13 protein-coding genes are annotated in these 12713 nt (G+C 35.3%); 7 read left to right on the top strand and 6 right to left on the bottom strand.

The genetic code is table 11. The annotated features are described in order from the left end of the window. The first annotated feature begins 1 nt into the window (after window position 1). The 3 genes from ACNQGX_RS09360 to ACNQGX_RS09350 all read left to right on the top strand — a co-directional run bounded on the left by ACNQGX_RS09360 (window position 2) and on the right by ACNQGX_RS09350 (window position 2819). Complete coding sequence (locus ACNQGX_RS09360) at window positions 2-1474, top strand: sensor histidine kinase (protein WP_417975626.1); 1473 nt, start codon at window positions 2-4, stop codon at window positions 1472-1474. 10 nt (window positions 1475-1484) lie between these two features. Then, window positions 1485-2267, top strand: a complete 783-nt coding sequence (locus ACNQGX_RS09355) for an enoyl-CoA hydratase/isomerase family protein (protein WP_131914546.1) — start codon at window positions 1485-1487, stop codon at window positions 2265-2267. Window positions 2268-2417: 150 nt separating this feature from the next. Next, window positions 2418-2819, top strand: a complete 402-nt coding sequence (locus ACNQGX_RS09350; RefSeq protein ID WP_417975625.1) for a hypothetical protein — start codon at window positions 2418-2420, stop codon at window positions 2817-2819. A gap of 56 nt (window positions 2820-2875) precedes the next feature. On the opposite strand, the gene ACNQGX_RS09345 is transcribed toward ACNQGX_RS09350, so the two are convergent. The 3 genes from ACNQGX_RS09345 to ACNQGX_RS09335 all read right to left on the bottom strand — a co-directional run bounded on the left by ACNQGX_RS09345 (window position 2876) and on the right by ACNQGX_RS09335 (window position 5353). Continuing rightward, entirely contained in the window at window positions 2876-3529 is a 654-nt protein-coding gene (locus ACNQGX_RS09345) for an HD domain-containing protein (protein ID WP_417975624.1), read from the bottom strand. A gap of 89 nt (window positions 3530-3618) precedes the next feature. Next, window positions 3619-4608 (bottom strand): acyl-ACP desaturase, encoded by a 990-nt coding sequence (locus ACNQGX_RS09340; protein ID WP_131914549.1) that lies wholly within the window; start codon window positions 4606-4608, stop codon window positions 3619-3621. 10 nt (window positions 4609-4618) lie between these two features. Next, complete coding sequence (locus ACNQGX_RS09335; protein WP_417975623.1) at window positions 4619-5353, bottom strand: lysophospholipid acyltransferase family protein; 735 nt, start codon at window positions 5351-5353, stop codon at window positions 4619-4621. A gap of 125 nt (window positions 5354-5478) precedes the next feature. Here ACNQGX_RS09335 and rnpA point away from each other — a divergent pair, with 125 nt between their 5' ends. The 4 genes from rnpA to ACNQGX_RS09315 are packed head-to-tail and all read left to right on the top strand — an operon-like array spanning window position 5479 to window position 9186. Beyond that, window positions 5479-5859 (top strand): ribonuclease P protein component, encoded by a 381-nt coding sequence (gene rnpA / locus ACNQGX_RS09330; RefSeq protein WP_417975622.1) that lies wholly within the window; start codon window positions 5479-5481, stop codon window positions 5857-5859. A 42-nt stretch (window positions 5860-5901) separates the two neighbouring features. Beyond that, window positions 5902-6738: a DUF4349 domain-containing protein gene (locus ACNQGX_RS09325; protein ID WP_417975621.1), complete on the top strand. Its 837-nt coding sequence runs from the start codon at window positions 5902-5904 to the stop codon at window positions 6736-6738. A 4-nt stretch (window positions 6739-6742) separates the two neighbouring features. After that, on the top strand, window positions 6743-8380 hold the full coding sequence (locus tag ACNQGX_RS09320; RefSeq protein ID WP_417975620.1) for a S41 family peptidase: 1638 nt from the start codon (window positions 6743-6745) through the stop codon (window positions 8378-8380). Then, window positions 8380-9186 carry an OmpA family protein gene (locus tag ACNQGX_RS09315; RefSeq protein WP_417975619.1) on the top strand — a complete coding sequence of 269 codons (807 nt, stop codon included), beginning with the start codon at window positions 8380-8382 and terminating at the stop codon, window positions 9184-9186. The genes ACNQGX_RS09320 and ACNQGX_RS09315 overlap by 1 nt, the downstream gene beginning before the upstream one ends. On the opposite strand, the gene ACNQGX_RS09310 is transcribed toward ACNQGX_RS09315, so the two are convergent. The 3 genes from ACNQGX_RS09310 to ACNQGX_RS09300 form a co-directional block, all read right to left on the bottom strand. Next, a complete protein-coding gene (locus ACNQGX_RS09310; protein ID WP_417975618.1) occupies window positions 9187-9633 on the bottom strand; it encodes a GNAT family N-acetyltransferase in 447 nt (148 codons plus the stop codon). 245 nt (window positions 9634-9878) lie between these two features. Continuing rightward, complete coding sequence (locus ACNQGX_RS09305; protein WP_417975617.1) at window positions 9879-10856, bottom strand: DUF4837 family protein; 978 nt, start codon at window positions 10854-10856, stop codon at window positions 9879-9881. Window positions 10857-10904: 48 nt separating this feature from the next. Then, window positions 10905-12668, bottom strand: a complete 1764-nt coding sequence (locus tag ACNQGX_RS09300) for a LysM peptidoglycan-binding domain-containing protein (protein ID WP_417975616.1) — start codon at window positions 12666-12668, stop codon at window positions 10905-10907. Window positions 12669-12713: the final 45 nt, after the last annotated feature.

Here is a 12713-nt window from a genome sequence, read left to right as displayed (position 1 = left end):
TATGTTTAAAAGCTTCAAAATAGCAATGCTTTCGTTACGAATCAGGATTTTCCTTTCGATGATTGTATTAATAGTAATGGCTTCTGTTTTATTGGCTTCCATTTCTATTATTCAGTTTAAAAACGAAGCCAAGGAATACCATCAAGAACGTCTGGAACGCAAAGAAAATGCAGTGAAAGAGCATATCTATTATGTGCTTTCCACAACTACGTATCCGTTGACATCAGGGAATTTAGATTTAATTTTTAAAGATAAAATTCACGAATTAGCACAAATTCATAACATTGAAATCAACATTTACAGTCTGGATGGAAAGTTGTTGAAATCATCAAAAGAATCGTTTTCAGTAGACAAAGTATCTCCTCCTATCCCAAAATACATCCTGAAATTAGTTCGTTCCTCTATTGAAAAAAGATACGTGGACATTAAAACCATTGATGGGATTAAGAGTCTTTCCTCATACAGCCAAATAAAGGACGACAAGTTTAAACCGCTTGGTATTTTAAATTTACTCTATATTGAAGACGATGAATTTTATAAAAATGAGTTAAATAGTTTTCTTATCAGTTTGGGACAAGTATATTCTTTTATGCTTATCGTCGCATTTGCATTGGCCTATTTTCTTTCTACATACATCACAAAATCATTAAAAACAATCTCAGACAAATTAAGTGAGACGAGTTTGAATCAAAAAAACGAAAAAATTGTTTTGGAAGCCAGCAGCAAAGAGATTAATCTTTTGATAAAAGCGTACAACGGAATGGTGGATGAACTGGAGAAAAGTGCCATCAAACTAGCGCAAAGCGAACGTGAAGAAGCTTGGCGCGAAATGGCGAAACAGGTGGCACATGAAATCAAAAATCCGCTTACGCCAATGCGATTAACAGTGCAGAGTTTTCAGCGAAAATTTGATCCGACTGATCCCAATGTAAAGCAGAAAATGAATGACTACTCCGAAACTTTAATTCAACAAATTGATACGATGAGTGCAGTTGCTTCGGCTTTTTCGAATTTTGCATCGATGCCGGCCCAGCAAAATGAAACCTTAAACGTGGTGGGAGTAGTAGAACTTGCGATGGATATTTTCAACGAAGAATACATTGAATTTCACAGTGATTCTCCCGAAATTATTTCGAAAATTGACCGAACACAACTTATCCGAATTATCACAAATTTAGCGAAGAATGCCATTCAGTCCATTCCGGAACAGCAGGAAAACAAGTCTATCATTGTATCGGTAAAAAAAGAATTAAACAACGTTCTAATTACTGTTGCCGATAACGGAATTGGCATTCAGCCCAAAGACATCGACCGTATATTCGAACCAAAATTCACTACTAAAAGCAGTGGAATGGGTCTTGGTCTTGGTATTATAAAAAACATTATTGAAAATTATAAAGGAACAATTACCTTTGAAACTGAATTAGGAAAAGGAACTACTTTTATTGTCTCACTTCCAATAATTAACACCTAAAAATACAATTATGAATTACGAAAACATTTTAATTGCAACTGAAAATAACATCGCAACGATTACCATTAATCGTCCTACAAAACTAAATGCTTTGAATGTTGCAACTATTTCTGATTTGAACAAAGCTTTCAAAACATTAGGAAAAAACAATGAAATTCGTGCTATTATTCTAACTGGAAGCGGTGAAAAAGCATTTGTAGCCGGAGCTGATATTTCTGAATTCGCCAATTTTTCGATTGAAGAAGGAATGCAATTGGCGGCAGAAGGGCAAGAAAAATTATTTGATTTTATAGAAAATTTAAAAACTCCGGTCATTGCAGCTGTCAATGGTTTTGCATTGGGTGGCGGATTAGAATTAGCCATGGCATGTCATTTCAGAGTGGCTTCGGAAAATGCAAAAATGGGATTGCCTGAAGTTTCGTTGGGCGTAATTCCGGGTTATGGAGGGACACAACGTTTGCCACAATTGATAGGAAAAGGGCGTGCAATGGAAATGATAATGACCGCAGGAATGGTAACCGCACAGGATGCTTACAGAACTGGACTGGTGAATCACGTAGTCCCTGAAGCAGAACTTTTAGACTACTGTGTGAGTGTGGCCAATAAAATAATAAAGAACTCTCCTTACGCTATTGGTAAAGCCATCAAAGCGGTAAATGCTAATTTCAAAGAAGGCAAAAACGGCTATGAAACCGAAATAAAAGCTTTTGGAAAATGCTTTGGAACTGAAGATTTTAAAGAAGGAACAACCGCTTTTTTGGAGAAAAGAAAAGCAGTGTTTACTGGGAAATAATAACAAAAGAGAACCACATTGGTTCTCTTTTTAGTTTATAAGTGATTATCAATTTAAAATAATCTTTCCTTAAAAAGGGATTGTTTGGTTTACAACACTTAATTTTACAGACCCGTTTCGGAATATAACACACCATCTAAAATTAAACTTATGTCCTTCCAACCTGTATTTGCACTTTTCTGGGAAAAGGTAAAAGAAAGCATCCAAAATGGAACTTACGCCAAATTAACACTTGCCAAAACCATTGGCGATACGGAACTGAAAAATATTTATGTCCGCCCCGTTTTACTGGAAAATGACGTTTTTAGTCTTTCGGTTATGGCGCGTTACAAAACCGAAGAAGTAGAAAGTTTCCATACGCTTGACGAAGCTTTTATTATATTGGCTCCGTATATGAATAACCCGTTTTTAACCGCTTTGCTGTTTACAACGGAGAATGACATCACCTTTAAACTCAATAAAAAAAGAGTGGGAAGCATTATTGAGCAAGCGCCAACTTTTAAAAACGCTTCAGATGTGATTTTGGAAATGAAAGCAAAAGGAATTATCTAAAAAAATGATTCCCGTTGTAGAGACGTACGATAGAGACGCACTGCAGTACGTCTCTACTACAATTCCCCTTCCCATTCTGCATAAAACTGCGCCAGAAATCCTTCCATATAACGGTGTCTTTCTTGTGCAATTTGCTTTCCGGTCTCGGTATTCATCTTATCTTTCAAAAGCAATAACTTTTCATAAAAATGATTGAGCGTTGGAGAATCGTTCTTCTTGTATTCCTCCTTGGTCATGCTGGAATTTGGAGCGATTTTAGGATCGTAAAGCGCTCTATTTTTAAATCCGCCATAATTGAATGTTCTGGCAATTCCAATGGCGCCAATCGCATCCAAACGGTCTGCATCCTGAACCACATCCAATTCTATTGAAGAGAATTTCTTTTCGAAATTGCCGCCTTTGTACGAGATGTTGTCAATGATATTCACCACATGCGTGATGATTTCTTCGTCAACATTTTCTGATTCCAAGAATGCTCTTGCTATTCTTGGCCCAACGGTTTCATCACCGTCGTGAAACTTACTGTCGGCAATATCATGAAGCAAAGCCCCAAGTTTAACAACAGTGGTATCACAAACTTCATTTTTTGAAATCAGAACAGAATTTTTAAACACTCTTTCGATATGGAACCAGTCGTGTCCGCCTTCGGCATTTTCTAGTTTTTCTTTTACAAAAAGAATCGTTTTGCTTATTAAATCAGGGTTTGTCATTGTTTATATACTTTTAAAAAAAATGTTGAATTTCAAAGTTCTCCAACTTCAAAATTCAACATCTCATTCTTTATTTAGAATTCAAAAATCTATCTTACTAAAGCTGGCTCCACCCATTTGAAGATATGCGACTCTTTTGGAATCACTAATCTTTCCGATATTTTCGCCATTCTTCCCGGTAATTTCATCAAGTAATCACGAGCTTTTTCTGCCTCATCTGTCAAACCGGAAATTTTATCGATTTCCCATTTGTCTATTAGTTTTTGCATGATATCCACATAATCCGCCGCAGTGTAAACCCCAATTCGTTGTGCCGAATCAGAAAACTGTTCGAAAGCTGTGCTTATCTTTTCACCAGATTCTCTCAAGAAATGCGCAGGCATAACGATTTTTGCTTTCATCATGTATTGAAACGCAAGCATCATTTCACTTGGATCAACTTGAAAAATGCGGTTTACAAATTCGCTGTACGCATGATGATGGCGCATCTCGTCTCCGGCAATCATTTTGCACATTTTAGACAATTTGTTATCGCCATATTTCTTAGCCATTTGCGCCACTCTGTTGTGAGAAACATAGGTCGCTAATTCTTGAAAACTGGTATACACAAAGTTTTTGTATGGATCTCTTCCGGTTCCAATATCAAAACCGTCGTTGATAAGGTGTTGTGTCGTGATTTCTACTTCACGCATGTTCACACGACCTGATAAATACAAATATTTGTTCAATAAATCGCCATGACGATTTTCCTCTCCAGTCCATTGTCTGATCCATTTAGACCAACCGTTTCGCTCTACATTATCAATTCCGTCTACGTCCATTAACCAGGATTCATAGGTTGGTAAAGCTTCCTCAGTAATCGTGTCACCTACTAAAGTCACCCAGAAATCATACGGTAATTCTTTTGCAATTTCACGTAATTCTTTGACCTCATCAAAAAAAGTATCGCTTTGAGAATTAGGCAAAAAATCAGTTGGTTGCCATATTTTCTCCACTGGAATTAGATACTGATCGACAAAGCTGTCTACGTTTTTTTCCAAAAACTGCATTACTTCTAATCGAATGTTTTTTATTGACATTATATATAAATTAAATTTTTATTCCTTGAACAACTGCTGTTTCTGTTTTTTCCATTAGATCCGCAAAATTATAATCTTTAACCGCTAATGGTTTATGAACTACAAAGGTAAGGCGATTTCCTAAACCTAAAGGAAAAAACCCGTATTTAACTATTTTCCAAGAATTGTTTATGCTTACTGGAACCACGTATGCCGATGGCGCATATTTACATAAAATTTTCAAACCACTTTGAGCAAACTCTTTTGGTTTACCAGTCTTGCTTCGTGTTCCTTCCGGAAAAATAACTGCAGAACGGTTGTGTTTTTCAATATATTCTGACAATCCTTTGATGGCCGGAATGGCTTGTTTGGGATCTTTACGATCGATAAGAGCAGAACCTCCATGACGTAAATTAAAAGATACACTTGGGATGCCTTTTCCTAATTCTTTCTTACTGACGAATTTACAATGAAATCGGCGGAAAAACCAAATCATAGCAATAATATCGTACATACTTTGATGATTCGACACAAAAATCAGTGGAACATTTTTAGGGATGCTTTCTATGTTTTCAAATTTGTATGTTGTCCCCAAAAGGTTGGTGCATTTCAATAAGAAAAAATTCAAATAATCGACACTTTTTTTATGGGCTTGATAACCAAAAACATTGAAGCAAACCCACTGAATTGGATGAAATATAACCAATGTAAGACTGAAACATAAATAATAAATTACGGAAATGGGATACGAAATTAGTTTTTGCATGCTTTAAAAATTTGCCACAAAAGTAAGAAATATATTTTTAGCCCGATTTAAATCGGAAACAATATACAGGCTCAACGTTTAATCGTAACTTTGCCAATCAAAATCTATGTCTTTTTTCTATTAAAATGAACTTCACTTACCCAAAAAACGAAAAGCTAAAAAGTAAAATCACCATTGGATTATTGTTTACCGAAGGGAAATCAGTATCGAAATATCCGTTGCGATTGGTATATAAAGCCGGTTCTTTTGACAAAAGTGAAAAAATAAAAATGGGCGTTTCGGTTTCCAAAAAGAATTTTAAGAAAGCCGTAGACCGCAATTATTTCAAACGTGTGTTGCGCGAAACCTACCGTCTCAACAAACACTTATTGATTGACAATCTGGACCAACCGTATTCCTTTATGTTTTTTTACCAAACTAAAGACCGGTTGACGTATGCCGAAATTAATACCAAAACCATTCAATTGTTTGAGAAGTTTTTGCTTCAAATAAAAAAAGAAGAGTAGCAATTCTATTTTTTGTATTTTTAGCATTAAAATTTAATGTTTATGAAATCAATAGCCTTGTTTTTTCTATTAATACTTTCTTTTTCCAGTTGTAAAAAAGCCGAGGCTGATTTAGACATGAAAGTATCGGCTATCAAACTTCCTCCAAAAGAAGCTTCAGCTGGCAATGCTCTTTATGACAAAGCCGATTTAAATGCGCCGGCAAAAGAAACTCCTCAAAGCATTGAACAAAAAATCATCAAAGAAGGCAATCTTCGTTTTCAAACCAATGATTTAACAGCCACTTATAATCAAATACAAAATGCAGCAAAGAGCCATAATGCTACTATTCAAAATGATACGGAAGGCAAAGATTATGAGTCTGTTTTTAGAAGATTAATCATTCGTGTTCCTAGTAAAAATTTCGATTTGTTTTTGAAAGACATTTCAAAAGGAGTTGCTTATTTTGACAATAAAGAAATATCATCTCAAGATGTAACCGCTGAATTTATTGACATTGATGCTCGATTAAAAGCTAAAAAAGTACTTGAAAACCGTTATCTCGAACTTTTGAAAAAAGCAAATAAGGTTACCGAAATGTTGGAAATTGAAAAACAACTTTCCTCCATTCGTGAAGAAATCGAAGCAAAAGAAGGCCAGTTGAACTATATGCAAAACCGGGTTTCATTCAGTACAATTACTGTAGAATTCTACAAATCTATCGCTGAAGAAAGTGGCGTAACAGCCTCTTATGGAATGAAAATTTGGACTGCTATCAAATCGGGATTCAATAGTATGTCGAGTTTATTTATAAATTTACTCAGTATTTGGCCGTTTATCATTATCCTGTTTGCTATAGGTTACTTTATTAGAAAAAGATTTAAGACAAAAAAAATATAAAACAATGTATTCTTTCTTCAAAAAAAAATTCATCCTTCCCGTTGTCGCTTCGGCATTTCTGTTTATTGGTGCTAGTTTCAAAGATGATTTTTTTGAAATCGCCAAGCAAATCGAGATATTCACGACCCTTTTCAAGGAATTGAACCGGAATTATGTCGATGAAACGAATCCTGGGGAATTAATGGATAAAGCCATCAAAGGGATGCTGGCCAATTTAGACCCTTACACCGTTTATTTCAACGAACAGGATGTGGTGCGATTCAAGATAAACAACACTGGAGAATATACCGGAATAGGCGCTTTATTGACTCGAAAAGAAGATAAATTAATAGTCAAGGAAGCGTATAAGAACTTCCCTGCGGATAAAGCGGGTCTTAAAGCAGGTGATGAAATTACTCAAATAGGCGATGTACTATTATCTGATTTCAAAGAAGATGCTTCACAGCTTTTTAAAGGTGCGAAAAACACTAAAATCGACATCAAATACATCCGACAAGGGAAAATGAACACTACTCAAATTGTCCTTGACGAAGTCGAAATTAAATCGGTTCCCTTTTTTGCAAAAATAGACGACAAAACCGGATATATTGTATTGTCTCATTTTAACAAAAAAGCGTCCTTCGAAACCAAAGAAGCATTGGAACAATTAAAAAAAGATGGCGCTGAACGAATTATATTGGATTTAAGAGACAATCCGGGAGGACTTTTGAATGAAGCGGTGAATATCTGTAATCTCTTTGTTCCAAAAAATGAAATCATTGTTACTACAAAATCAAAAATAGAAAAACACAACAGTACCTATAAAACGAGTAAAGATCCTGTAGACACTGAAATTCCTTTGATCATTATTGTCAATGGCAGAAGTGCTTCGGCATCAGAAATTGTGGCTGGCGCCTTGCAGGATCTAGATCGCGCTGTGGTGGTAGGAAGCCGTAGTTTTGGAAAAGGATTGGTGCAAAGACCGGTGGATTTAACCTATGGAACGCAACTAAAAGTAACCATTTCGCGCTATTACACGCCGTCAGGAAGATGCATTCAGGCCTTGGATTATGCTCACAAAGACACAAACGGCAAAGCTATAAAAACAGATGAGAAAAATTACAATGCTTTTAAAACCCGAAAAGGAAGAACAGTTTATGACGGCGGTGGTATTCAACCCGATGTGGAACTGGAAGAAGCAAAATCAAGTCCGATAACGGATGCTTTGATAAAAAATGACGGGATTTTCAATTACGTAACTAGTTATTATTATAAAAACCCCGATTTAGGAAATCGTATTCCTACCGTTACTGATACTGATTTCTTGGATTTTAAACAGTTTTTAAAAGTACAGAAATTCTCTTTTGATACCGAAACGGAACTCGCTTTGAAAAACACTTTGGCTATAGCCAAAAAAGAAAAAATAGAGGAATCCATCCTTACAGAATACCAACAACTGCTTAGTGCGCTTCAGAAAAGTGAGAATGCTTTATTGGATAAAAACCAAAAAGAAATTAAAAATCTAATTTTGAATGAAATCATTAAACGCTATCAATATCAAGAAGGATTGTATCAATATTACATAAAAAACAACTCCGAAATTAAGAAAGGAGTTAGTATTTTGAACAATAACTCCGAGTATAAGACTATTTTAAAAATATAATGAAAAACTTATTTAGTCTACTATTCCTGTTGTTTTTTGGTTATCTATCCGCTCAGAGTAAAACCGCAGAAACCGTATATTTTGAATTTGACAAATACAATCTTTATAACGACCAAGTACAAACTATAGTCGATTTTATAAAAAGAGTAGATACTACAAAAGTCGAATCCATACAGATTTATGGGTATTGTGACGATAGGGGCGATAATGATTACAATTATAAATTATCGGACAATAGAGTAAAAACCGTTCAAGATATCCTGACTTCTAATGGTTTTAATAAAAACAAAATTGTTATTATCGAAGGGAAAGGTCGGGTGATTTTAACCAATGATCCATTTGAGAATTTAAACGAAACCCGTTCCAAAAACAGACGTGTTGACTTGTTTCTTGTTAAGAAAAATAGTTTTGGAAAAGGAATTTATAACTCTTTTCAGGACAACCTCAAAGTTGGGGATCGAGTCTACTTAGACAATATTTTATTCCCTTTGGGGAGCAGCAAATTAACCGAACAATCCAAACTGGAATTAGACAAAATTTCAAAGCTTTTACAAAAACAAAAAAACGTACAATTCGAAATTAAAGGACACGTATGTTGTACTCCCAATTATTATAATGATGCCATCGATAAAGACAGTCACGAAAGGAAACTTTCTTTGAATCGAGCCAAAAGCGTATACAAATACCTCATATACAAAGGCGTAAACAGCCTTAGAATGAAGTATATAGGAAGTGGCAACAAATTCCCTACGGGTCTGGGAGAAGCGCTAGACCGAAGAGTAGAATTTCTTATTGTAAAAATTTAGCTACTCTCTTTTCATCTCAATATGCGGAATATCATCTTCGAGATACATTTCGCTGGTTTGCACAAATCCGTGGTTTTCGTAGAATTTTTTTAGATACAATTGCGCTCCAATAGTGATTTTGCTTTCGCCAAAATGCAAAGCGATTCCGGCAATTGATTCTCGCATTAAGTCATGTCCCCATTTCCTGTCGCGATAATTGGCATCAACAGTTACCCTTCCGATAGAAGCATTATCAAAACTGATTCCGGGTTTGAATAATCTGGAATGAGCGACAATTTTGCCTTCAAATTCGCCTATAAGATGTAACGCTACTTTATCTTTCCCGTCAAGATCAAGATAAACGCAATTTTGCTCCACTACGAAGATCTCACTTCTTAATTGCAACAAATCGTATAGTTCGTGAACCGTTAGTGCGTCAAACGCCTTAATTTTCCATTCTAATGCCATGTATTATTTGTTTTTAATGTTGATTATAATTTTCGTTCGTCAGTTCGAGTGATTTTTAAAGCTAAACAAATTTTATTTGCAAACTAAAATACTCTGCTTTAAAAATTGTATCGAGAACCGTTGAGTACTAAAACTTCTCGATACATTTTTGGCTTATTAACATCTGTTTTCAAAACCTTATCCCTTCAAGCCAAAAACACTCGAAGAGACGACCAGTACATTTTTTCAGTAAGGAAAGACAAAAATTATCTTTTCAATACATCTACTGATTTTATAATAGCTTCCAGTTCATGCATGAGATCACGTTTTTCTTTGGATGGCGCGTAGCAAAAACCTTCTAAAACCAGAACTCGATTGTATTCCTTATCGAGGATGGCATAATTGATAAAAGGACCCGACATGAAATCATTGTTTAACTCCCAAGTTCCCTTCGTTTCAAAGGTTTCTTTATCATCAAGAGTAATCTTGAAAAGATAAGGTGCGTAAGCCTCTTCAGTAATCATATTAGTATCAGGCTCGGTTCCGCTGATGTATAAATTCCCGATGGAATCTCGCATTTTAATAATGCTGGAGATTAAATCAGCGTCTTTTTTAATCGCGCTTAAAGGAACTTGATAAATTAAAAGACTCGTGTTTCCGCCGATAATTTCCTTTTTTAACCACATAAAATTGCTTTTGTGAAGCACGTAGGCGTAACCGGAAGGAACCTGCAATGTGATATGGAATTTATTCGAAATTACCTTAGGATCAATATGGGATTGATCATTGATTCTCTGGCTTTCAGCGATTTCTGCCTGCTTGATCAGCTGAATCATTTTGGGTGCATTTTTTTCAATGCTTGCTATAATATCCGCGCTTGTTTTACCGGAAATATGAAATACATTCTGAGGAGATGCATATTGATCTTTAGCGATCTCAAATTTATTTATTTCGCCTTTCTTTACCACAATAATCGCTCGGGTATCAGTCATAAAACCTTCCAAAAGCTTAACTGGATATTGATTTATGTTGAACAGCGGTTCTTCTTGTGGCAATCCAATTACTGGCGATGCAAACTTGTTTCGAATGCTGTCTCCTACATCACCATTCCATAACTGATCCTCAATAATAACTGAAATAGTATTGATTTTTCCCGAAGTTTTTCGCGGCAAAGATTCATTTTCCTTTTTACAGGAAAACAACATCAAAGAAATCAGAAGAAATAAAAAATGGGCTTTATTCATTGCTATTCAATTATAAAATAAAACCCAAATTTATAGAAGTTTATCGTATTATCCGTTTATTTTTAACTTCATTCCGGGCTTGAGTTCTTCACTGCGAATAATACCGTTCCATTTTTTTAAATCAGAAATGGTTACTCCTGGATATTTTTTAGAAATACTATACAAGGAATCTCCTTTTTTCACATAGTAATCAATCGCTTCTTTCTTAGAGGAATCGGTGCTATTTGTTTTTTTCTTAAATGAACTTACCGTTGCTTTATTCGTATTGATGACTATTTCATCTTTGGCAACAATCAAAGTGGCGCCGATGCCAATCGTATTATCCGGTAAATTATTCCATTGTTTTAAATCCGCTAATGAAGCTCCGAATTTTTTAGCGATATCCCCTAAATTATCTCCTTTTAAAACTACATATTCAATGTCTTTTCGTTCCGGACCTGAAACTAATTCTTCTTTACTGTCTGACGCTTTTTTTACAACTTGCAATGAAGTTCCTAATTGTACATTATCATTTGAAAGGTGGTTCCATTCTTTGATTTCGGCAACGGTAACGTCATGTTTATCGGCAATTATACTCAGATTATCTCCGCGTTTTACTTTATAATAGGTTGTTTTGGATCCCGCAATTTTCTGAATCGCGTAATTTGCAGTGTCCTTCACAGCCATTGCTTTTTCAATCTGAAATGGCTTTTCGCGCTTGCTTAATTCATATTGAGTGTAGGCGTAAATCTGGTTTTCATTTGACGCAAAAACGGCTATTTTTTCTTGTGGTAATCTCAAATAATGATTTTCATCGTGATAAAACGGAATCACATTTAACTTATAGGACGGATTCAAAACCTGCAATTGCGCCACCGGAACATCCAACAAATCAGATATTTGCTTGAACGTCATCTGCTTCTTAATCATAATAGTATCTGTGGCAAAATGCTTTACTGAGGCTCTGTTGGGAATAATTCCGTGCTCTTTATGGTATTCATAAATGTACATTGTAGCAAGAAAAGCGGGTACATATCCTTGTGTTTCTTTAGGAAGATTTTTTCTGATGTTCCAATAGTTTTGCTGCCCTCCAGAACGTCTAATGGCTTTTGCAACATTACCCGGACCAGAATTATAAGAGGCCAAAACTAAATCCCAATCGCCAAATATTTTATACATATTTGTCATGTATTGCGCCGCGGCTTCACTGGCTTTCAATGGATCGCTGCGTTCATCAACATACGAATCAATTTTCAACCCATATTGTTTTCCGGTTTGATACATAAACTGCCAAAGTCCTGTGGCACCCATTTTAGAAACTGCTTTTGGATTCAAAGCCGATTCTACAATAGCCAAATATTTTATCTCCAAAGGAACATTTTGCTTCGCCAAAGCTTCTTCAAAAAGCGGGAAATAATATTCTGATGTGCCCATCAAGCGCTCAAAAGATTTCTTTCTGTTTTTTAGAAATGATTTAATGATATTTTCCAGACCTTGATTGTACTCAATATTAAAAGGTGATTTGGCATCCATTGCCGCCAGTCTTTCTTTCAAAAGGGCAGTAGGTAATTCATAATCCACTATTTGGTCCATATTAATGTTCTTAATATCTTCCGATAGGTTGTTGTATAAATCTAAGTTTGTCAATTCTTTCATCCACAAACTGTCCACACAAGATGCTAAGTCATCTTTTATGAAGGTTTTCTTGATGGAATCTAAATAGGATAATTTTGTTTCTACTTTTGCGAAGTCTTTATTTACAACTGTTTCTTGCGAAAATAAATGCACGGATGCTAATAGAAAAAACGATAGGGTGGTATTTTTTATATTCATATTTTTACGATCAAAGACCTATATTTCAAATGATTACAAAGCTTG

The sequence above is a fragment of the Flavobacterium glycogeni genome (genome assembly GCF_048286775.1).
GTDB lineage: Bacteria > Bacteroidota > Bacteroidia > Flavobacteriales > Flavobacteriaceae > Flavobacterium.
Note: the sequence above shows the minus strand (reverse complement) of the source record. Positions and strands in the feature narration are given on the sequence as shown.